Source organism: Nostoc spongiaeforme FACHB-130 (assembly GCF_014698475.1).
GTDB classification, from domain to species: Bacteria; Cyanobacteriota; Cyanobacteriia; order Cyanobacteriales; family Nostocaceae; genus Nostoc_B; species Nostoc_B spongiaeforme.
In genome coordinates this window covers 1-21,621 of sequence record NZ_JACJTB010000006.1, presented here as the reverse complement: position 1 = coordinate 21,621, position 21,621 = coordinate 1, and the positions used below count along the sequence as shown (strand labels likewise).

Here is a 21,621-nt window from a genome sequence, read left to right as displayed (position 1 = left end):
TTTTTCCTGAGTTACAAATTAAAAATTTTGATACTCTATTCAGTCTATTCTCTTGTAGAAGTATAAGACTCAGATTCCCAATTTTAAATAAAAATTGGGAATCTAGTTAACTACTAATAATTGAGAACTGCTGGATTTTGGAACTGTCTGCTTAAGAAATGTCTATCAAAATTGGGTAAGTATTGTCTAATCAGATTTTTGTCTATTGCTGGACATTCAATATTAGTACCCTCGATAGCTTGAAGGACATTTTCTGTCAGGAAGTTGGGAGTGCGATGGTGTACCTCTAAAATAGTGCTGCGGTCTTGATAAACTTTCTCTTGGAAGAACGAAATTAGTGGATGTAAAGGATTTGTGGTTGGCAGAGTAGAAAGTGCATTCAACCAATTTTTTGGTGAAATCTTTTGTAGAGGATAACCCAACTCTTGAATGTACTCAAATATTTCTAAATGGCTTAATTCCTTTTCTTGAGGGACAAGGATATTGTACTGACCACCTGTATATTTTGTATCCAGTGAAAGATGAGCGATCGCTTCAGCCACATAGTCTACAGGTGTTGGAACCCAACGTTTTTCAGGAAAATCTGGATACATACCCATCTGAATACAACCACTCACAAAGCGGTAAAACATATCATTCAGGTTAGCGATTTTGGTTTGTCTGTGTCCAGAAATAAAACCAGGACGGTAAATAGAAACTGCTAATCCTTGCTCTTTGGCTGAGTGTAGCATTCTTTCTGCAACCCACTTTGACCGTACATATCCATACTCTACAGACATAATTCCTTCACATAGGTCAATGTCAAGGTCTTCTACAACATCATTTATACCCAGCAATGAAGTGATTGAGCCATAAACAGCCAAAGTAGATAGATAATGCAGAGTTTTGTGTCGACGATGTGCTGCTAAAGTCAAAATATTTGCAGTCCCATCAACATTGGGTTTTTTGATCAATGAGTAAGGTTTGATGTAATTAGTATCAGCAGCTACATGATAAATTTGATCAACTTCGTCACCCAGTTGGTCAAATAATTGTGTTGACAGTTGCAACTGTGGTTGTTCGAGATCGCCATTAATAACATTTACCTGTTCTAGTTTCGCCGTTGGTAACTGATATTGTATGAAAGTGGTACGTAGCCTTTCAATCGCAATGGCTTGGCTTTCTGCTCTAATCAAGCAATAGATTTTTCTATAGCTACCTCTTCTCAACAGTTCATCCAGCAAGTGTGCGCCTAGAAAACCTGTTGCACCTGTAATCAATGCACAGTCATATTTAGCTTGTGGTGCTTGTTGCCAAATTGATGTATTCAAATTTGGTGAAAGTACGGCTTCTGCCTTTAAATCAATGTGTCTATCATGAGCGACACTTTCACTTTTGAGTTTAAATTGCTCCAATAATTTTGCTACATCCGATGGTGTGGAATATTCATAAATTAAGCGAGAAGGAATAGTCACACCAAAATCCCGTTCCAGTCCATATAAAACATGAGCTATGCACAGAGAACTACCACCCATCTCAAAGAAATTTGAGTGAGGCTTGCAAGTTCCAGTCGGTAACTCTAAAGCTTCGTCAAATACTACCGCAATTTTGATGGAGTTATCCATCGTATCTGTGACAAAAGATGGTGTTTGAGGCAGTTCTGGCAAAGCATTGCGGTCTACTTTGCTGCGATTAGGTAGCAAAGGCAATTCATCCATAAACACAAAACGTGTTGGCACCATATAATCTGGTAGTTGCTCGGCTGCAAAGCGTTGTAAGTGCTTTTCTGTCAAAAACTGCCCAAATTTCGGAACAACGTATGCAACCAGCATTGATATACCGTAATTTTCCGCTACATCACTACTTTCTATACGTGTAGTTTTAATTGCCTTAACTGCATTCGTCTGTACTCCTGGATGTTGAGCAAGTATCATTTCAATAGCTTCTATTTCTATGCGCTTGCCCCGAATTTTTACCTGATGATCAGACCTACCTGCATAGTGTATTAATCTTGGATGATCAACATCTTCATAAACAATATCGCCCGTTTTATAAATTTTGCCCACACCAAACGGGTTATCCAGAAAACGAGAACTGGTAATTTCAGGTTTGTCGAGATAGCCTTTGGCTACTCCCATACCGCCTACATATAGCTCACCTTTTTCACCAGGCTGACAAAGTTGAAGCTCTTCATCAAGAACATATAGCTCTACATTTGGCAGTGCATAGCCAATAGGCAGATTCATATCCTGTTGCTGAAACTCATACATTGTGCAGCAAACAGTGATTTCCGTTGGCCCGTAAGCATTGAAAAAGCGAGTTTGGGGTGATACCCAAGCTTGAGCAAGCGAGACAGGACAAACTTCACCACCTACCACAACCATACGTAAATCAGTTAAGTGATTGCGAAAAGGTGTGAGTGTTGCAAGTACAGAAGGAGATAACATCACCCAATGCACCTGATGTTTTGCGATGAAGTTTGCCAAGAGTTGTCCAGGAAGCATTTGCTCTCTTGCGCCTAATACCAAAGTTGCTCCACCACATAATGCTGTGAAGATTTCCCAAACTGCGGCATCAAAACTGATAGAAGCAAACTGAAGTAAGCGTAAGCCCGGTGTAATATTAAAAGTGCTACAACTAGCTTCTGCAAGGTTGAGCAAACCTTGATGGGTCAACATTACACCTTTAGGTATGCCAGTGGAGCCAGATGTATAAATTATGTACGCTAATTGTTCAGGCTCTACGGGGTCTAATGCAAAGGACGCAGTTAAAGGTTGCCAGACAGTAGGAGTGTCTAGAAAACACATTTGTCCATCCAAACCACTCTGCCGCATAGCTGGCTCAAGGTCAAAAGCAAACTTTTGCTGTGTCAAAATTGTGGTTAATTTAGCATCAGCAATCATATAGCTGAGTCGCTGACGAGGTAAATCAGGATCAAGCGGTACAAACGCTGCACCTGCTTTTAAAATGGCACAGATTGCAACTATCATTTCAAAAGAAGGTTCAATACAGAGTCCCACTAAACTGTTAGGTTGTAGCCAACCTTGGGCTGTTAAGTATTGAGATAGCTGTTCTGTCCGTCGCTGTAATTCACCGTAAGTAAACTGCTGTTCTTCTACAATGACAGCCAATTCATCATGATATTTCTGAAAAACTAAATCGATTAAGGAAACAACAGTTTTAGGAATGGATAAATTTTGAGTATTCATTATATTTACAGATTCGTTTTTGGTCAAAAAATGCGAGATTAAATATTGGTAGATGACATTGATAAAACTAAAAATCAAAGTATTTACTGGAATGGTGGAAAATTCGACATATTAGAATATCTGTTTTTTTTAGTTGTTCCTTTGAGATGTTAGAACAGTCCAAGACTGAGTGTGAACATAACTTGTGTATGAACTAACTGCATAATTAAAGGTGCAAGGGAAAACTGAATTTCATCAGATACTAAGGTATTTTTATTCAAGATTTGTTTACTAGAAATCAGTCATCTTCAAAAGAGATAGGTTTGATAATTGATAGCAAACTTGTAGTAACCCCGACTCATTCAAAAATGAATAACTCCAGATTTACCTATTCATTCAGCATTTTAATATAAGGTTTTTTGAATCTAGCTGGTGAGATGATCATCTAAAGTTCTGGGGATAAGAATATGAAGCTAGAAATTTATCTTGACATAGCTGGTATTAAATATCCAGATAGTAATTCAAATCTTTAACTTTATAAAGTAACTATTTTAAATACTTATGCAAAGATATTTAAGTAGGTGATAAATAATTACTTTGATATCTGTTGCTTACTAAATAAAGGTTTTAATCAATCTTTTACGAGTAATTTATTTTGTCTAAACAATTTATTGAAAAACAAATATTGTAATTTTAAATTTTTATGTATTTATACTTAAGTATGTTAAAAATATGAATACTTTGCTGGTACGTGTTAAAAATTCAACTTTTTTATGACGTAAATTACGCAGCAGAGTTATCTGTAAATAAGGGGTATAAGGGTTTTGAACACCTACAAACGCCACTTGGCTGAAGTAGGGAAACCATAGGCGGGGCTTTTTCCTGAAGCTATATGGCATTTATGCAACGCCCCACTAACTTGCTTAGACTTGTTTGCTGAGTGTAGTCATCAATTTTAGTAGGTGTAACTGGGAATACTTAATTGAGGAGACATTGTGAATTAGGGCTGAAGCACCAAGATTGTCTGTGGAGATTGGTTTTCAGTCTCACTCCGTAAGTCCTATGAATGTCAAGAATGAGGAGAAAATTGTGAGTCTACCAGTTACAGTAACCTTTATGCTTGCTGATTGGGTTGTTAAAGGTTTAGCAAATGGAACATTAGAACGAGTTGGCGGTGTAATTCGAGAAGTCGGAACTAAACAGGTTGTTACTTGGTTAAGAGAGATAACTGGACAACCTGCTCAAGTTAATAAGTCTGATAATTTGCTCAATCTGATTTTTTCAGGAGCTAATCTTGTTACTACAGGGGTTAATAAGGCGAATTAAAGCCTAACTTACGCATTAAACTGATTTTAAATTTCTATAAGTTTAGCCTAACCTTTGTTGGGTTATGCTTCGCTTTACCCAACCTACCAATCTAAATGACTATTGCGCTTAAATTTCACCTAATCATGTTATTTTATTCAGATTATCGGGAAATATTAAATTAGATTGTTGAGAATAAAATGGAGATGATAATGACTGATTTATCTAAATTAAAGTGGAGTAAAAACGTAAATTATCAAGGTGATAAAAAAATATACTGGGATTATAAAATAGACGAAACATCAAAAATATTTATCTTGCATTGGAAAAAGGGAGGTGAAGCTAATGCAGAAAAGCCAGAGGAAGGTGATCTCCTGATTATTAGGCAACACGCCCATGTAACGCATGTTGTTCAATTTTTTAATGACACTGTTTATGATGATGGTTCTGGCTATGACTTTAGCATTGGTCGTTTAGTTCAAATAATTTGGAAGGCAAATGATTTGAAAAATCTTTCCCACACAAGTGATTTAACAAATATTCCACATAACAAAGAAATATTTGGCTGCTCAATTAATTTTCCTCCAGACGGAAAAGCTCATTATTTAGCAAATAACAATGATTTTAATGAACATTGGAACAAGCATGGCGGATTACCTGGATTTCAAAATTATATTACAGGTGTATTGGCTGAGAAAGGAGAATGGCTAAAACCTTTAATCAAGTTAAAGTAGATTCACTGATTTTCCATGATACATAAAAAGAGGCGAACTCAATTCGCCTCTAAATAATTAAGTATTTCAAAACCAAATTTTAAATCTTCGCTTCTTCTCTGACTAACTTATCCCAACCCAAGTCTTTCAAATTATTATTGCGACGCAGTGGACGAGTTACCAATTCTAAAATGTCACGGGCATTGCTAAAACCATGAATTTGAGCAAAGGTAAACTCTACAGACCATTTAGTATTAATGCCGCGTGCTTCTAATGGGTTAGCGTGAGCCATTCCAGTAATTACTAAGTCGGGTTTTAACTCATAAATGCGCTGCACTTGGTTGTAATTATCTGGTTTTTCGACAATTTTGGGTAAAGGTACACCCATTTCTTGGCAAGCTTTTTCTAACATTGCCAATTCGGCTGCTTGGTAACGCTTATCCATGTAAGGAATGCCAACTTCATGGACTGTCATTCCACAACGTACCAAGAACCGCGCTAAGGAGACTTCTAGCAGGTTATCACCCATGAAGAATACAGACTTGCCACGAATTAGTTTTACGTAGTCTTCTAAGCCTGTCCAGATTTGTGCTTCTCGTTCTTCTAGTCCTTTGGGTGTGATGCCAAAGACTGAGCAAATTTTCTCTATCCAGGCGCGAGTTCCATCAGGGCCGATGGGGAAGGGTGCGCCAATTAATTTGCATTTACGGCGACGCATTAAGGTGGTAGCTGTGCGACTGAGGAAGGGGTTAACACCTGCAACGTAATATCCTTCTTCTAGCACGGGTAGTTCTGTGAAGCGTTTAGCAGGTAGCCAGCCAGAAACTTTGATGCCTTGTTTCTTTAATTCTAGGGTTAACTGGGTAACAACTGGATCAGGGAGGGAGCCGAAAAGAACTAGAGGTGGATGATCTACGTATTCTGATTCTTCTTGAACTACATCTTCTTTTTTCTTACCAAAGTTGAGCAGTTTTTGAATGGCGTTGCGCTCGTTTTTCTCATTTTCGGTTATGGGTGCTTGGGTAGGACAGCGATGTGCCATTGCGGCTAAAACAGTGTCTTCACCTTGGGTAAAAGCGTAATCTAAACCGTTGGCACGGGCGACAACAATGGGAATGCCTATTTCGCTTTCTAACTTGGGTGCTAAACCTTCCAAGTCCATTTTGATAATTTCTGTGGTGCAAGTGCCAATCCAGACAATTACACTGGGGTTGCGATCGCGTTTTATTTGCTCACACAACCGCTTTAATTCTGCATAGTCATTTAACTGTGCTGAAATATCACCTTCTTCTAACTCTGCCATTGCATAACGGGGTTCAGCAAAAATCATCACCCCCATTGCATTTTGGAGAAAATAGCCACAGGTTTTTGTCCCAATCACCAAGAAGAAGCTATCTTCAATCTTTTGGTACAACCACGCCACGCAGCTAATCGGACAGAAGGTGTGGTAATTCCCAGTTTCGCACTCAAAGTTTAAAGCTTCTGGTTGTTGCGCGACAGTCATTTTGGTTTTCTCCCCTTGTAATTTAAAGGCAGATGAATGTAGGGTCAGCAATAGGAAGAGTTGGGGAGTGAATAAGTAGTGAGAGGATGATCATACCCTACTCTCTACTGCTTACTCCCTACTCCCTACTCTGTACAGCACAGTGAGCAATCCCTAAATTCAACTGAAACAGTAACTATTAACTGTTGGGGAAGAGACGGGCAATTTCTGAGTCATCAAAAACACCAGTTGGTAATTCTTCCCCTAGAAAATCATTATTTTCTTCACCCTTTTGCAATCCGGTTTCATCACCCCAAACATCAGACAAAACATCATTAAAAGCGTTTTCATCTGGTGTGTTTAAGTCACCGAGAATTTCTTCATCTAGTTTGGTTGCTGATGTGGTGTCACTCTGAAAGGACACATCGCCAAAATCATCAGTCTCAGGCGCGATCGCATCTGCGATGGCTGCTTGAGGCTCATGTTTGCCGTTCTGTTCATTAGACAAGGAAACATCACTTAATTCTTGGTTGGTTTCCTTGTCGTTTACTTCACTATCATCTAAACCAAAACCGTTGAGGTGAGAAATTGCTAAGGTTTCATCATCAACATTGTCATCTGGCAGCACAACTGTTGACTCTTCTTGATTTGTCTCTGGTTCCACTAGAGGATGACTCAAGCGATTACCAAGGACAATATCTGGGTCAAAATGCAGTTCCAACACTTCAATTAAGGTGTCAGCATCAGCATTCAGTTTGGAAAAGGGCATCATCAACTGCGCTAGTTTTGGTTCTAGCGCGTTCACAACTCCCAGGATGAGGTAAGAAGGTGGTCGCTTGCCGCCATCGGGGGTATACACTGACTCGACTTCCATGTGCAAGGTAATCCAGTCACGGTTAACTTGGAAGAACTGCAACCACTTTTGTCTAATTGAATCTGTAAAGCTACTAAAGAAAGCCATATTTGTCCCTCATCCTGAGAACTTGGTGATTTATACAATCATCAAGTCTAATTCCTCTTCTGAATTAGGAACCTGTGGTTTACGCGGATTTAGATAAAAATCAGACAACAAAGAGAACAATTCGCGATCGGGAGCGTCATTCGGCACTACTCCCTCTGGTCTGGCCAAAATTTGGTCAGCAATGTTGAGATAATAGTCGCAAACGTAGTTCAGTGAAGGATCTGACTCTGCCATTTCAAATAATGTCTTACCTTTGACGCGAGAAACGCGGATATCTTCAATTAAAGGTAAAACCTCTAGAACTGGCATAGGGACTGATTCTACATATTTATTAATCAAGTCACGCTTGGATGTACGATTGCCAATTAAACCAGCTAAACGCAATGGGTGAGTCCGGGCTTTTTCTCTGACGGAAGCGGCAATTCGATTCGCTGCAAATAAAGCATCAAAGCCATTATCAGTAACGATCATGCAGTAATCTGCATAGTTTAAAGGAGCCGCAAAGCCACCACAAACTACGTCACCCAGTACATCAAATAAAATTACATCGTATTCATCAAAGGCGTTGAGTTCTTTCAGTAATTTTACGGTCTCGCCAACTACATAGCCACCACAGCCTGCACCCGCAGGTGGGCCACCAGCTTCTACACAATCAACACCGCCATAGCCTTTGTAAATGACATCTTCTGGCCAAACATCTTCGTAGTGATAATCTTTGGACTGGAGAGTGTCGATAATTGTCGGAATCAAAAATCCAGTCAGGGTAAAGGTGCTGTCGTGTTTCGGGTCGCAACCAATTTGCAGCACTTTCTTGCCACGTTTAGCTAAAGCGACAGATATGTTACAGCTAGTTGTTGACTTGCCAATACCGCCTTTTCCGTAGACTGCTAGTTTCACTGTTATTTGCCTCTTATAGTTTTTTGTCAAACTTTTGGCTCAAACATTGGCCTTCACCTAGCCGCCGATGGCAATGTGTGAGGTAGTTGAGTGTCATTATTGACGAAATCACATAGAAAATAAAGGGGGCATAAATCTAAAAAATCAAGCCAAGAAGCTTATTGAATAATAATAATTTGATTTTAATTTTAAAATCTATAAAAAACCTTTAAAAATTCTAAAAAATCATTTTTTAAAATTTTTATTTTTTTATTTATATAAAAAGAGTTACAATAGACAAAAATATTCAAACTCTCTTGCTATAAGGTTTTGATTGAATCTGCTCCTTGTAATGACTAATCGAGATGGGTGCAGGGTTGGTAGTGAAGAGAAAAATTCCCAACTCAATGCGATGAGCCGCAATAACAGCTTTTTAGAGCGTAAATTAGCCTTGTTTAGCCACTCAGTAGACTATCTCAAGGCTAATTTTTAAAGCTCGATGCTGCATTTGTGAAAAATTATAAAATTAAGGCTTTTGACTAAAAATTTTAGTAATTTGAGTATTTATACTCAGTCAATAATGCTAACACCTGACCCCTCACCCCTCAATAAAATTAGAACCGCCATAAATTGCTTCCATTTCTTGTAATGATTGCCAGCCAGCCAGCCACTGAGAGCGGTCTTGTAACAGTTTGGCGTTAATCCAGAAACGAACATTAGGGTCACAGGATGCAACCATTTCGGCATAAACCCACTTACCTTGATTTTTGCGGTTAAGAACTTGAAAGTGTCTCCAGCCGTCTACTTTTTTCTGTGCTGTCCATTTAGAGCCTACTAAGTAGGGAAATTTTTGCTTTTTGCTCATTGGTCAATAGTTAAAATTATGCTGTATTTCCTTCTCTATACTAGGACTTATGCAACTAGCACAATCAGTATCAGTGCGGTGCTGCCACACCTTCGAGAATCAAACAGGACTTAGGCACCAAGATTGGGTGTAGGGGAGCCAGTTGCGTGGGCGGGTTTCCCGACTTGAGCAAACTGGCGTGTGAAAGGGTTTTGAATACATCTCCATACCTCTACACCCTAGCTTTGTGAATTAGCTCAGGTTATTTGTGAATGACAACAGGTGTTCCGATGGATGACCAATTAAATAACCATTTAGCATGGTTCGGTGCGACATTGATGCAACCATGACTTACAGGGGTACCAAATTTTTTATGCCAGTAAGCTCCGTGAATTCCGTAGTTACCTTGGTAAAACATTGCATGAGGAACGTTGGGAACGTCATAATCTCTGCCGCGCATTCGGGTTGATTTATGTTTAGACTGAATTTTAAAGCTACCAGTACGTGTGGGAGTGGACTTTTTGCCTGTGGAAATAGTAACTGCGTAAACAGCTTTTCCGCCTTCCCAGGCTGTTAATCTTTGAGTTGCAAGATTAACTTGTATCCAACGTTGGTCGGACTTTTGTAAAGTTTGGATGTTTTGTTTAATTGTCTCGTTTTTGGAACTGGCTGTGACTGTATTTGTGCAAACACCAATCACACTCAAACATATTGCTGCACCAATCACTAATTTTTTGAAGTGGTGCATTGGGTGAGAATTAATCAGACTTTTCATGATGTATGCACTTTTACAAGGTAGTCTTAAGAATTTCTTCCTTTTTACTTTGTAGCCTAAAAAATCAGTAGATGTGTATTTTGCTACGCTAAATGCTGCATCAGGTTGCTGGCGGATTGAGCGATCGCTTGCCAATTTTCAGCTTCTACCAACTTTTTTGGAAACAATTCACTGCTTAAACCCACAGCAATCGCCCCAGCTTGGATAAATTCGGAAGCATTTTCTAGGCTGACTCCACCTGTAGGAATTAAAGGAATATGACCCAAGGGAGCCTGTAAACTTTTGATATAAGTGGCTCCACCTACTGCTTGCACAGGAAAAACTTTCACACAACTAGCACCTTGATGCCAAGCTGTGACAATTTCTGTAGGAGTCAGCGCCCCTGGAATGATTGGCACATCTTTAGCGATGGCGGCGTGAATCATGTCGATATCAATATGGGGTGAAAATAAGAATTGCGCCCCAGCCGCGATCGCATCTTGTAACTGCTGCACGTTGAACAGTGTACCTGTCCCAATTAGACAATCTGGTAATTTCATCCGTAATTTAGCGATCAATTCTGCGGCGCGATCGCTAGTCCAGGTAATCTCAATTAGCTGCATTCCCCCAGATGCTACCGCCATCGCCATTTTTTCTCCTATTTCGATTTTAGGCGCACGGATAACGGCGATCGCTCTGTTTTTTCGCAACTGTGATAACCAAACTTGATTAGACATTCTCGCTGGAACTGGAAACAAGGCATAAGAATATGTACTACCAGCGTGACACATTCTAGAGGCACAGGGAGTGTTGGGAGAGGGGGGAGTGTGGGGAGAGAGGGGAGTGTGGGGGGAAAGATTTCTTCACCATCTTCCCCACCTCCCACACCTCCCACACCTCCCACCCTTCCCATACCTCCCACCCTTCCCACACCTCCCACACCTCCCACACCCCTGGATTTCTCTCTTGTGAGAAATCCAGGTTTCCTACTCCCCACTTCCTACTCCCCACTCCCTAGCTACTAAAAAAGGACTGGATCAACCAGCCCTTTTTTGTAATTATTTAATTTGTTTATTTTAATAACGGGATTTTTTGTTTTTGAGTTTTTGTTTTTTACGCCGTTTTTCAGAAGTGGCAACTGCCATATCTACCGGATAACCAACAACAGGAATTACTTGATATTTGCGCTCATCTTCTAAGTTTCTCAGTTCTGTGTAATCTACCCAATGGATACAATCAACCGGACAAGTGTCAATTGCTTCTTGGATGACTTCTTCCGCGTCCCCATCTTGACGAATTACGCGCGATCGCCCGTAATCTGGTTCAATGTAAAAAGTATTTCGCGCAACATGAGCGCAGTGTTTACAACCAATACAGGTGATTTCGTCAACATAAACACCCTTTTGGCGTAACACTCCACCCAACTCCGGCTCTAAACCAGAACGTTCTGGGTCATCCCGCAAAAAACCCCCTAATTCTGGTTCCAAACCGGAACGATTATTTTCCTGTTCTTCCGGCGAAGGCAGAAAATCAGCCATTACGCACTCCAGCGTTGTACTACTAAGCGAATAGAACCGTCTGCATTTTTTTGTTGTTCAGCAACTTGAAAACCAGCCAATGCAGTTTCCTTCACAACTGTTTGGTAAGCATAACGTTGGGTAACTTGGCGCAAGAAACCGTCTACAGACAGATTTTGTTGCCAGTACTGCAAGTCAGCTACTAATTCGTATTCTTTGCCATTCCATCTAAAGCCGATGTCATAGCCATTTTCCTGCTCAATGGTGACTTCCGCAGGATGGGTTTGACCGCGATAGCCACGTACCTCGCGGGGGCCAGGTTTCCAGTCGATGCCCAAATCGGTTAGCGCATCTTTTAAAGAATCAAGGTTACGGATTTGAGTCTTAATTTGGCTAAAGTGTGACATGGTGGTTGTAAATCAACGACAATAAACTGTTGGAAAACTTACCATTCGCTGTAAGTAGCTTGTGTATTCGCCTGATTAGATTGGTGTAACTGATTGGCGAAATATTCTGAGGTTGGCTCTTGATTAAGTACTTGCCCCAGCTGTGCTTCTATTGCCGCTGTTACCTCAGCACAAGAAGCACCCACAATGCCAGTGACTTTTTCTTGTACCCGACCGTCTGGATAAATTATGAATTCTAATGTCTCCATGCTTTTGGCCAACCACGATAGTAAGCTTGGACTGTACCCCTTAGCACAATGCTAAGAATCCTGTCCGGGGAACATTGTTACTTAGACACAAACTTGCCATTTTTTAACTAATGTTCCATCTCTCAATATAAATATCTCAGAAAATTTACAAAAGTTATTATTTTAATAAGTCGGTACATCTGTCATTAGTTAGTCTCTCTTAACCTTCTAGAATAGTCAAGCTTAAAATTAGGCTGGTTAATTCAGGGATAAAAGCCTGTCAAACCAACACTCTTCGGTAGTATAGCTAGATCAGTCAGTCACAAAACTACGCAATTTATTGAAAAAGTTTATCATTATGATTAGATAAAACCTATTCTCTCTGTAGGGTGATATGGCAGGTAAGGGACTTCTAATTAAAAAATAACTGCTCTTTCCTACTCCCCACGCCCCACTCTCTACTCCCAACCTGTACAGATAATTTCAAAAATAAAACCTAATTACTATATTTATGACAACTGCTTCTATTACCGATTCCCTAGTTCCTAACCCTGTACCAAAATCGGCAATCATTCGTTTAGAAAATATCTTTAAAGTCTACGGTAGTGGCGAAACCGAAGTCAAAGCACTGAACAATGTCAACTTGAGCATCAACGAGGGCGAGTATTGTTCAATCATGGGGCCTTCTGGTTCAGGTAAGTCCACAGCCATGAATATTATCGGCTGTTTAGACCACCCTACAGACGGACATTACTATTTAGATAACGTTGATGTTGCCCAAATGGATGATAAAGCTTTGGCACATATCCGCAACAAAAAATTGGGGTTTGTCTTTCAACAGTTTCACTTATTACCCCAACTCACAGCCTTAGAAAACGTGATGTTGCCAATGGCTTATGCTAATGTTAACCCCACAGAAAGACGCGATCGCGCCGTTGTCGCCTTAACCAGAGTTGGTTTAGAAAAACGCCTAAACAACAAACCAAATCAACTCTCAGGAGGACAACAACAAAGAGTAGCGATCGCTCGTGCCATTGTCAACCGTCCTGTAGTTCTCCTCGCCGATGAACCCACAGGCGCACTTGACTCTCGCACCACCCAAGAAGTATTAGACATTTTCACCGAATTAAACGCCAGTGGGATTACCGTAGTCATGGTAACTCACGAACCAGATGTCGCCCGACAAACTCAGCGCATCGTTTGGTTCCGTGATGGTGAAGTCATACACTCTGACCTCACACCCAACGATTTAACTCACTTAGCTGGTTAGAGGTTAGAGGCTAGGAAAGGTATTAATCTTGAGATATTGAAGTTACGCTACTACAGCCTTTTTATCTAACCTCTAGCCCCCTCTCCATACATTATTTCGCATTGTTCTTTTTATCTAACCTCTAGCCTCTAATCCCTAGCCTCTTTACAGACTAGAAGTTTTACCAGTTTCTGCTTGTGTTTCAATGGGTTGAACATCACTGTAGCCCATTTCACCCGCTATGGTTCTAAAAACAGACATTTGTGCTTCAAAATCTAATCCTTGAATTTGAGAAAGCAAATCATTAATTGCATTACTAGTTTCGTAGTCATCAGGAAAATCAACTACCGTATCACCCATTGCTACTGCCCAAACATACCAAACTAATAATTGATTATTTTCTTTTAATGCACCATAGGCGCGGGAATATTCTGTGTCTTTACGGTTAACTATATCCCGCATTACATTTAGTTGTGCTTCATCAGAAAGTTGTAAATAATCATTTAATAAAAGTGGTGCTAATTCGGGTTCAGCCGCAGCCGGAGCAGCAGGAGTAATAGAATCACCCATGTTTTCATAAACAAGATAAAACCATGCTAATTTAGTATCAGTATCTAACTTATTAAATGTCTGTACAACACTTTGGGTTTCATTACTTAATGCTTGAGGAGCATTTTTTCCGTAATTCGCAGTCATAATTCATCACCAGGAAATTAACATGTCAAACTAAGAGTTAACAAGGTTTTCTAATTACAATCTCCCTCCCAGAGAAAGACTTATTTTAATGGAGAATTAAAACTTATCTCTGTCTTGTAATAGAGGTAATAATCTCTCTCTAGGTGGCAGTAATTCATAAATTCACCTTGATACAATTGCTCCAGCATTTAATAAAATTACACAAGGTGTTAAATTATGGCTGATACAATAAAACCCAATCCTAATGAAGCTACTACCCATGATGCACAATTAACAGCAGAAAATATGGCTAGTGGCGAAGAAAAATTACAAAAAGTCGATTTTGATGCTGATTACGCAGCCGCACAGCAATTTAGCGTCAGTGAAATAGATCGCACTCCCGAAGGAGAAGCCGCCGCCCAAGCTGCAACTGCGCCTAAATTAGAAGTTCCAGAAGCCGAAGATAGAACCATTGAAGCACAGCCCACAGGAAACCCTGATGATTATTTAGAATTAGCTAAAGAAGTTGGACGTTCTGATAATGAAGGTGTATCTAATGTTAGCGATGATTTAATCAAACAAGCTATAGAAAAGGGTCAACCTAAAAAATAATTTATTGCTTCAGCCTAACGCACTATCATCATCTGGCAGTGCGTTAGGCGTTTTTATTTAGTTTTTGTGATGAATGAGCTACACAGTCAGTGCCTAACAAACCCTAAGGAAATTTAATCGCTTAACAACAATTTTGAATAACATTTAGAAGTTCACTAGGATGATTAATTAAAAAGTCAGGTTTTTGCTTTAATAAGACTTCTGGAGAGTTAAATCCCCAAGTTACAGCGACTACCTTAATATTGGCTTTTTTGGATGCTTCGATATCTCTGGTTTCATCACCAACGTAAATTACAGCTTGAGTTGAGAGTTGTTTTTGCTTTAATAAATTATTGATGATGGTTGTTTTGCCAAAAATTGTGACTCCAGAATAAATGAAATCAAATAGGTTATCTAATTCGTGGTTATTGAGGAACGCTGTAACGTTTTCTTTAGAGTTAGAGGTAATAATACCTAGCTGATAACCATGATTCTTCAGTTCTGTGAGTGCTTCTCTAATTCCAGGAATTGGATGAAATTCGTGAATTTTATTCTTGAGTTCTGATTTAACTTTTCTGAGGAGAAACGGAATCTTTAATAGAGATACACCTGAATATTTGATAATTTCTCTAGAAGTTAAATTTCTCAAATGAGCAAGTTGTTCAGGAGTGATTTGTTTATAACCAAATTCTGTCGCTAAACGATTGGCAATACCAACAAGAGCATCTACTGTATCTGCAATTGTGCCATCAAAATCAAAAACGATTACTTTCTGAGTCATTATTTTGCCTAGATGCGTCAAGATTAGCACGGGCATTCCGTCTTAACATTTCGGGCTTAATCCGCCGTAATGCTGATGCCGGAAATTGTTGATCCCACTCCTCATCTGAGATTTTTGCTAATTCTATCAGCTTGGGCGCGATATTCCCAGGATAAGGTTGAAAATCTGCCACGTCGGTTGTCTGGGCAAATCGCTGATTCCAAGGACAAACATCTTGGCAAATATCACAACCTGCAACCCAGCCTTGCAAGTGTGATGCGATCGCCTCTGGTAATTTTTCCCCTCGATTTTCTATTGTATGATACGCAATGCAGCGATTAGCATCTACTACAAAGGGTTGCGTAATTGCACTAGTGGGACAAGCTGTTAAACAACGAGTACAGCTACCGCAATGTTGTGTGTGGGGGCGATCGCATTCTAGTTCTAAGTTGGTCACAACTTCCCCTAAAAATACCCAAGAGCCATACTCTCTGGTAATCACATTCCCATTTTTAGCAATCCAGCCAATTCCTGCTTTTTGCGCCCAGACTTTATCCTGCACAGGGCCAGTATCTGCATAGTACCTGGCTTTTACACCTTCACCCAGAGATTCTAACCAGCTATTTAGCTGCTTGAGTTTCTTGTGCATTACCTTGTGATAGTCTCTTCCCCAGCCGTAGCGGGAGATTTTGGCGTATTCTTCACCTTCTGGGCGCTGATGTGGAGTGTAATAATTCAGCGCCACACACACAAGCGATCGCGCTTCTGGCATCACTAAACGAATATCTTGCCGCTTTGGGTTATCCATCCACTCCATATCAGCGTGATAACCCAGTGCTATCCATGCTTGCAGTCTTTGAACTTCTGTATGATCTACCCCTTCTACAGCAGCAATCCCCACTTTGTGAAAGCCTAATTCTACAGCTTTTTCTTTGACTGCTTGGCTAGTTACAGAATCTTGATTCATGTGTTTGAGCTAAACTCTGCTCAAATTTTGGTTGTTTAATTATACACTCTACTGTCAAATCTGCCATAGAAAATTTGCCAGTCCACCTATTTGTAAATTTTATTTGCGATTTGTAAATAAATGATGCAATATAGAAATGTCAGAGACAAAGCCACAAAAAATACTGCAAACCTCTGACTAGTTTCTCAGCACACTTGACTAATCAACTGTGATGTCAGTTCTTCGCAAAGTAGTCGCTGAAATAGGTATTGACCCTTTAACTGACTAATCTGTGATATCCTCCCAACCTCAATGATTTGCCAAACACTGTTCCCAGATTTTTATCTGGGAACAAATTCTTTCTTTAGGAATAGTGCAAGTTAACAATCTACTTCAAAAGCAGCTTTTTTTATTTTTACTTTTATATTCAAATTAATTTTGAATGAAAGAATTCAGGGCTTTACTAGATGGAGATTCTCATAGTCTCAAACTGCGAGTTATCCAAATTGTGGCCCCTTCTGAGTTCTATATTCTGTGTTCTGAATACTTACTTTTCAGTCAGCTTAATACTACTAATTTTATGAAAACTGCTAAATCTCTAAGTACAATTCAAATTGTAGGAATTACAGAACCTTGCATCTTAGATTATTTTGCCAGTCTCAATGCGGCTCAATTTCAAGAAACAGCCAAACTGTTTGCGGAAGATGGTGTGATGTATCCGCCTTTTGAATCTGGTATTGTGGGGAAAGAGGCGATCGCAGCTTATTTACAACAAGAAGCCCAAGGTATTCAAGCCTATCCCCGTGAAGGAATTATTGAGAATATAGAAAATCACCACATCCAAGTTCAGGTAACAGGTAAAGCTCAAACCTCTTGGTGTGGAGTGAATGTCATCTGGCTATTTATCTTGAACCAACAACGGCAAATTACTTACACTAAAATCAAGCTCTTAGCCTCTCCCCAAGAACTATTGGCGTTACAGCCCCACAATAAGGGTTAGAGTTTAGAGTTTAGGGACTAGAAAAGAAGTTTTTTTGATTTAGTTCTCATTTCAAAACTTATCAGTGCAGCGTCAAAAAGGCTAATCTCTAATCCCTAGCCCCTAGCCCCTTATCCCTAAGTGCAGGTCGGCGTAAATAAACAGACCATAAGAAATTGCTAAAAGGCTTGTGGTATTGTTCTTCTTTCTTTTTACTTTTGCCTTTTTACTTTTGCCTTGTTGTACTAGCTCTTAGTCGCCACGGCTAACTGCAAAAAGCGCATTAACAATTTTCTACCCAATTCCACATCTACTGGAACGCATATCCCATCAGGATGTGCTGTCATTAGCAGGCTATTTAAAGTTTCTTGATCAAACAAGTGTCAAACAGGAGCATTGTTAATTTCTGTTTCGACCGCATATTAATTCAGGCTAACACAGTGAATCTTACAAGCGTTAGCCATTCTGGTCAAAGTCATTTCCTCTCCTGGTTGTAAAGAGCAAAATTAGCGGATAGCCTGCTTGAAGTCGCTGATATTATCAACCACTAAGCCAGGAATAACTATGGTTAAACTTTTGTCTCCGTTGACTGCAATCCAAATATTGGCGGCTGGGATCAATCCCTTCTAGCCAAGGAAACTCATTATCAAGACTGTACGGGGAGACAAACAAAATAAAGCTTCCATAGGCGGAATCACGACTTTGGTGGTTATTTAACCAATTCAGGAATTGTAGCTTCTAATTTCAAGCAATTAGCGCCATTAACTTGTAATTGGTACTCTACCTTATCCATTAACCGATTCATAATTAGCCACCCATAACCCCCTTCTTGTTTATCTACGGGATTCGGCGCTAGGTAAGTAGACATATCGTAGCCTTCGCCATAATCCCAGATTTCTAGGGAAATGTCTCGGTCTTTGAGTTCTAAACGTAGTAATACTGGTAAATTTGGCTGCTCTTTGTGGGCGTGACGCACCACATTAGAGTAGGCTTCTACCAAAGCCAATCGTAAACGACTGGATTGCCGAGACCAATCTACAGAATCTCCTAGCTTGACTTTCAAGCATCCCAGCAACCAGCTTTCAACGATGTTTAAATAATTCAAATCACTTGGTACATGAAGCTCACTTTTCATTACTTATAAAACCTCTAGTGAAAGTATAGTTTGATCGTCTTCTTGAACTTGATTATTTGCTTGGATGCGAGCTAGTAAATGGTTCAGAGAAAGTGGTTGTGGCTCTGTTTGGAGAAGTTGCCAAAGACCTTCTTGGTTCAGCATGGAGTGGCTACTTGGCGAAAGATTAGCATCTGTTTGTTCGCATTTTAGTAACTCACTGGATACTGATGCTTCAGTAATCCCATCACTAGCTAACAATAAAGTATCTCCTGTAGAAAGATGCAATTTTCCTGACTGTGCTTTCCAAGTAGGTAAGATACCTAAAGGAATGCCACGTACTTTGAGATAGTTGGGTTGCTGATTTGAGTCAGTTTGGCGAGACCATAGCAGAGGGTAGATATGTCCAGCATTAGCATATACTAGTTCTTTTGTACTAGGTGTATAACAAGCTAATACAAGAGTAATAAAACAATTGTTACTAATTAAGTCATTACATAAAGCATGATTCAGATTCTGGACGATGATATGCGGTTCGGCTGGTGTTTCTTGAGATAATTCGCGCCGCAATACAGAAATGGCACTAGCCATGAATAAAGCCGCAGGTACACCTTTCCCGGAAACATCACCCACTGCTAACCATAAATCGCCTTTGGGGTGGACAAATACTTCAAAAAAATCGCCTCCTACTTCTCGCGCCGGATAGCAGCAGGCTTGTAGTTTTGCCTCTTTGATATCAGGTAAGCTTTGGCGGAGCAAATTATGTTGAATTTGGCGTGCTACTTCCAATTCGGCGTGAATTTGCTCTTGCTTTTCTTGTAGGCGTTGATAAAGTTTCGCTTGAAAAAGAGCTAAAGCGGCCTGGTCGGCTACACCTGTAATCAATTTAATATCTTCATCTGGCCAAAGCTCATCACGTCCTACCTGATACAGTGCAAGTACGGCTAATAGTTGCTGCTGATAGGTAAGAGGCACTACCAGATAGTTACAAGGGTTACCATCAAAGGTTTCTTGATTGAGTTGATAATGACGAGTTTCGACAACTTTCTCAAACAGACTATGGTCAAAAGCAAAATTTAATATAGAAGAATTGGCATCTTGATAAGAGAATTTATCACTTGTCAAGCGATCGCCTTCTACCGGAATCAGCAAACAACAAGTAGCATCAAAGGTTTGTCCGATGGTGGCAACAATTTTCTGCAACATATTGCCATAATCGAGAGATTCTCGAATTGCTGTTGTCACTTCATTAAACAAAGATTCTCGGCGTAGCGCCCGACGCAACTCTTGGGTGCGTTGTTTGACTAAACGATATGTCTCAGTAGCTTGTTCAACTAGTAACTTGAGCCGTTCAGGATTCCAAGGCTTGGTGATGTATTTGAACACTTGACCGGAGTTGATAGCATCGACCAAATCTTCCACATCAGTAAAGCCAGTTAAAAGAATCCTAATCGTATCGGGAAACCTTTCTACTGTGCGACTGAGAAATTCCGTGCCATTCATTTCTGGCATTCTTTGATCTGAGATGATCACGGCCATCTCACCTTCTTTCTCCAATATGTCCAGCGCACTTAGGGCATGATTGGCTTTAAATACTTGAAAATCTCGCCTAAAAGTGCGGTAGAGTAAATCCAAATTATCTAGCTCATCATCGACAATCATGAGCTTGAGTTTTTCTACCTCTGTCTCAGTCATATTTGACTTTAATTTCCGATACTTGTGTGGCGAGACAATGGAATTTTTATCCCACCCAGTTACAACTTACAAACAAATCAAAAAGCTATCGCTCTCATCATAGAAGTTACCTGCTTTGAACTGAGAAATTGACTCAAAGTTAGCTTCTTCCTCAATTTATGCCAAGGTTGTTTAACCCTGGAATTACCTTAGCCAACCAACCCAGAACGTAAAGCTCTAACTGCTGCTTGGGTACGGTCATCAGCGCATAGCTTATTCAAAATATTACGGACATGCGTTTTTACAGTCCCAACTGTAATATAAAGTCGTTCAGCTATAACAGCATTGCTACAACCTTCGACAATTAACTGTAACACTTCTAACTCGCGTTCTGTCAGGGTATAAGGGTCAATTATTTCCTCACTTTCCCCAAAGTCTTGATTTTGGGGGATATTTTTATTTTCGTTGGCAACAATCTCCGGTTTAGGAGAATTTTCTTGTGCCTGTTGTAACACAATTCTGGCGATCGCTGGATCAATCCAGGCGTTGCCATTGTACGTAACTCTCACGGCTTCTAGCAAATTATCAAATTTGATATCTTTCATACAGTAAGAGTCAGCTCCAGCTGCAAAAGCAGCGAGAACGGCTTCTTTATTATCTCGAAGGGTTAAGATTAACACCTTGGTGGCATCTTCGCCTGTGGCAATTGCTTTAATTTCTCTGGTCAGTGCAATTCCATCTTTATCAGGTAAACCAATATCGACGATCGCAATATCTGGCTGTAAGATTCTTAACAGCTTTAACCCTTCCGTAGCGTTCCCAGCTTCGCCTAGCACTTCAATTTCGTCTTTTTGCTGTAGTGCTGTGCGAATACCAACACGGGTAAGGTCATGATCTTCGATCAAAACAATACGGATTTTACTCATTGTCAACTTCTGCCCATTAAACTAACTGAACTATCAAACCGAGTTGATGCAAAAATTTTAGTGGCTTGTTATGGAAATACACTGATACAAAATAAATATAGAAGTTTTGCCTAGTAAGCAATTAGTTTTATTGTGTTGGATATTTTCACTGGTAAGCAAACTTAAATTTTGGGTTAGAGAAAAGCTAACCTCCTTTTTTATGAGTATACTGGCTGATTTACGACAGATTCATAATTTGTCAACTACTTAATGACGATTACCAAAATGCGATCGCTCCTAACAATTGCATTTCGATGATGGTTCATTATGAAATATGACAAATTGATACATTTATATTCATACGCCTTATGTGAGATGGGGTAGCAAAAAAGAAGGGGAAACCACAAGATAAAGGTAACGACACCAAAGCTTGAGGTCTCCCAATGAATATGGTAGACGGTTCGACCCTGTTGA

Annotated in this window: 23 protein-coding genes and 1 pseudogene; 6 read left to right on the top strand and 18 right to left on the bottom strand. The window is 39.9% G+C overall.

Annotated features, from left to right (window positions below):
• Positions 1-113: 113 nt before the first annotated feature.
• A complete protein-coding gene (locus H6G74_RS07515; protein WP_190967085.1) occupies positions 114-3,188 on the bottom strand; it encodes a non-ribosomal peptide synthetase in 3,075 nt (1,024 codons plus the stop codon).
• A 1,068-nt stretch (positions 3,189-4,256) separates the two neighbouring features.
• Between H6G74_RS07515 and H6G74_RS07510 the strand changes: the two genes are divergently transcribed.
• Positions 4,257-4,493, top strand: coding sequence for a hypothetical protein (locus H6G74_RS07510; RefSeq protein ID WP_242051176.1), 237 nt, complete (start codon positions 4,257-4,259; stop codon positions 4,491-4,493).
• Positions 4,494-4,684: 191 nt separating this feature from the next.
• Complete coding sequence (locus tag H6G74_RS07505; RefSeq protein ID WP_190676732.1) at positions 4,685-5,206, top strand: hypothetical protein; 522 nt, start codon at positions 4,685-4,687, stop codon at positions 5,204-5,206.
• A 79-nt stretch (positions 5,207-5,285) separates the two neighbouring features.
• On the opposite strand, the gene H6G74_RS07500 is transcribed toward H6G74_RS07505, so the two are convergent.
• From H6G74_RS07500 to bchL, 3 genes are all read right to left on the bottom strand, one after another.
• Entirely contained in the window at positions 5,286-6,689 is a 1,404-nt protein-coding gene (locus tag H6G74_RS07500; protein WP_190967084.1) for a ferredoxin:protochlorophyllide reductase (ATP-dependent) subunit N, read from the bottom strand.
• Positions 6,690-6,867: 178 nt separating this feature from the next.
• The gene (locus H6G74_RS07495; protein WP_190967083.1) at positions 6,868-7,629 is read right to left on the bottom strand and encodes a DUF5331 domain-containing protein; all 762 of its coding nucleotides are present in this window, start codon (positions 7,627-7,629) and stop codon (positions 6,868-6,870) included.
• Between the two features lie 30 nt (positions 7,630-7,659).
• A complete protein-coding gene (gene bchL, locus H6G74_RS07490; protein WP_062295146.1) occupies positions 7,660-8,526 on the bottom strand; it encodes a ferredoxin:protochlorophyllide reductase (ATP-dependent) iron-sulfur ATP-binding protein in 867 nt (288 codons plus the stop codon).
• A gap of 331 nt (positions 8,527-8,857) precedes the next feature.
• On the opposite strand from bchL, the gene H6G74_RS07485 reads away from it, so the two are divergent.
• Positions 8,858-8,998 carry a hypothetical protein gene (locus tag H6G74_RS07485; RefSeq protein ID WP_190967082.1) on the top strand — a complete coding sequence of 47 codons (141 nt, stop codon included), beginning with the start codon at positions 8,858-8,860 and terminating at the stop codon, positions 8,996-8,998.
• Positions 8,999-9,103: 105 nt separating this feature from the next.
• Here H6G74_RS07485 and H6G74_RS07480 read toward each other — a convergent pair whose 3' ends face one another.
• The 7 genes from H6G74_RS07480 to H6G74_RS07450 all read right to left on the bottom strand — a co-directional run bounded on the left by H6G74_RS07480 (position 9,104) and on the right by H6G74_RS07450 (position 12,275).
• Complete coding sequence (locus H6G74_RS07480) at positions 9,104-9,370, bottom strand: TIGR02450 family Trp-rich protein (RefSeq protein WP_190967081.1); 267 nt, start codon at positions 9,368-9,370, stop codon at positions 9,104-9,106.
• A gap of 241 nt (positions 9,371-9,611) precedes the next feature.
• The gene (locus tag H6G74_RS07475) at positions 9,612-10,124 is read right to left on the bottom strand and encodes a L,D-transpeptidase (protein WP_190967080.1); all 513 of its coding nucleotides are present in this window, start codon (positions 10,122-10,124) and stop codon (positions 9,612-9,614) included.
• An 83-nt stretch (positions 10,125-10,207) separates the two neighbouring features.
• Positions 10,208-10,840: a bifunctional 4-hydroxy-2-oxoglutarate aldolase/2-dehydro-3-deoxy-phosphogluconate aldolase gene (locus H6G74_RS07470; protein WP_190967079.1), complete on the bottom strand. Its 633-nt coding sequence runs from the start codon at positions 10,838-10,840 to the stop codon at positions 10,208-10,210.
• A complete protein-coding gene (locus tag H6G74_RS07465) occupies positions 10,762-11,100 on the bottom strand; it encodes a hypothetical protein (protein ID WP_190967078.1) in 339 nt (112 codons plus the stop codon). The genes H6G74_RS07470 and H6G74_RS07465 overlap by 79 nt, the downstream gene beginning before the upstream one ends.
• A 79-nt stretch (positions 11,101-11,179) precedes the next feature.
• Entirely contained in the window at positions 11,180-11,641 is a 462-nt protein-coding gene (locus H6G74_RS07460; RefSeq protein ID WP_190967077.1) for a ferredoxin, read from the bottom strand.
• Positions 11,641-12,027, bottom strand: a complete 387-nt coding sequence (locus H6G74_RS07455; RefSeq protein WP_190591532.1) for a DUF1257 domain-containing protein — start codon at positions 12,025-12,027, stop codon at positions 11,641-11,643. The genes H6G74_RS07460 and H6G74_RS07455 overlap by 1 nt, the downstream gene beginning before the upstream one ends.
• A gap of 38 nt (positions 12,028-12,065) precedes the next feature.
• Positions 12,066-12,275: a DUF2997 domain-containing protein gene (locus H6G74_RS07450; RefSeq protein WP_062295151.1), complete on the bottom strand. Its 210-nt coding sequence runs from the start codon at positions 12,273-12,275 to the stop codon at positions 12,066-12,068.
• 490 nt (positions 12,276-12,765) lie between these two features.
• Here H6G74_RS07450 and H6G74_RS07445 point away from each other — a divergent pair, with 490 nt between their 5' ends.
• The gene (locus H6G74_RS07445; RefSeq protein ID WP_199340930.1) at positions 12,766-13,524 is read left to right on the top strand and encodes an ABC transporter ATP-binding protein; all 759 of its coding nucleotides are present in this window, start codon (positions 12,766-12,768) and stop codon (positions 13,522-13,524) included.
• A 144-nt stretch (positions 13,525-13,668) separates the two neighbouring features.
• On the opposite strand, the gene H6G74_RS07440 is transcribed toward H6G74_RS07445, so the two are convergent.
• Positions 13,669-14,199, bottom strand: coding sequence for an orange carotenoid protein N-terminal domain-containing protein (locus H6G74_RS07440; protein WP_190967076.1), 531 nt, complete (start codon positions 14,197-14,199; stop codon positions 13,669-13,671).
• Between the two features lie 216 nt (positions 14,200-14,415).
• Between H6G74_RS07440 and H6G74_RS07435 the strand changes: the two genes are divergently transcribed.
• Positions 14,416-14,790 (top strand): hypothetical protein, encoded by a 375-nt coding sequence (locus H6G74_RS07435; protein WP_190967075.1) that lies wholly within the window; start codon positions 14,416-14,418, stop codon positions 14,788-14,790.
• 121 nt (positions 14,791-14,911) lie between these two features.
• On the opposite strand, the gene H6G74_RS07430 is transcribed toward H6G74_RS07435, so the two are convergent.
• Both H6G74_RS07430 and queG read right to left on the bottom strand, forming a co-directional pair.
• Positions 14,912-15,550 carry an HAD-IA family hydrolase gene (locus H6G74_RS07430; protein WP_190967074.1) on the bottom strand — a complete coding sequence of 213 codons (639 nt, stop codon included), beginning with the start codon at positions 15,548-15,550 and terminating at the stop codon, positions 14,912-14,914.
• Positions 15,525-16,496, bottom strand: coding sequence for a tRNA epoxyqueuosine(34) reductase QueG (queG, locus tag H6G74_RS07425; protein ID WP_190967073.1), 972 nt, complete (start codon positions 16,494-16,496; stop codon positions 15,525-15,527). The genes H6G74_RS07430 and queG overlap by 26 nt, the downstream gene beginning before the upstream one ends.
• Before the next feature lie 559 nt (positions 16,497-17,055).
• Between queG and H6G74_RS07420 the strand changes: the two genes are divergently transcribed.
• Positions 17,056-17,475 carry a ketosteroid isomerase family protein gene (locus tag H6G74_RS07420; RefSeq protein ID WP_190967072.1) on the top strand — a complete coding sequence of 140 codons (420 nt, stop codon included), beginning with the start codon at positions 17,056-17,058 and terminating at the stop codon, positions 17,473-17,475.
• 224 nt (positions 17,476-17,699) lie between these two features.
• Here the strand turns inward: H6G74_RS07420 and H6G74_RS07415 are convergent.
• The 4 genes and pseudogenes from H6G74_RS07415 to H6G74_RS07400 form a co-directional block, all read right to left on the bottom strand.
• Positions 17,700-18,140: pseudogene (locus H6G74_RS07415) on the bottom strand (hypothetical protein).
• A 23-nt stretch (positions 18,141-18,163) separates the two neighbouring features.
• Positions 18,164-18,589 carry an ATP-binding protein gene (locus tag H6G74_RS07410; RefSeq protein ID WP_062295158.1) on the bottom strand — a complete coding sequence of 142 codons (426 nt, stop codon included), beginning with the start codon at positions 18,587-18,589 and terminating at the stop codon, positions 18,164-18,166.
• A gap of 3 nt (positions 18,590-18,592) precedes the next feature.
• The gene (locus tag H6G74_RS07405) at positions 18,593-20,263 is read right to left on the bottom strand and encodes a SpoIIE family protein phosphatase (protein ID WP_190967071.1); all 1,671 of its coding nucleotides are present in this window, start codon (positions 20,261-20,263) and stop codon (positions 18,593-18,595) included.
• Positions 20,264-20,451: 188 nt separating this feature from the next.
• A complete protein-coding gene (locus H6G74_RS07400) occupies positions 20,452-21,168 on the bottom strand; it encodes a response regulator transcription factor (RefSeq protein WP_190967070.1) in 717 nt (238 codons plus the stop codon).
• Between the last annotated feature and the right edge of the window lie 453 nt (positions 21,169-21,621).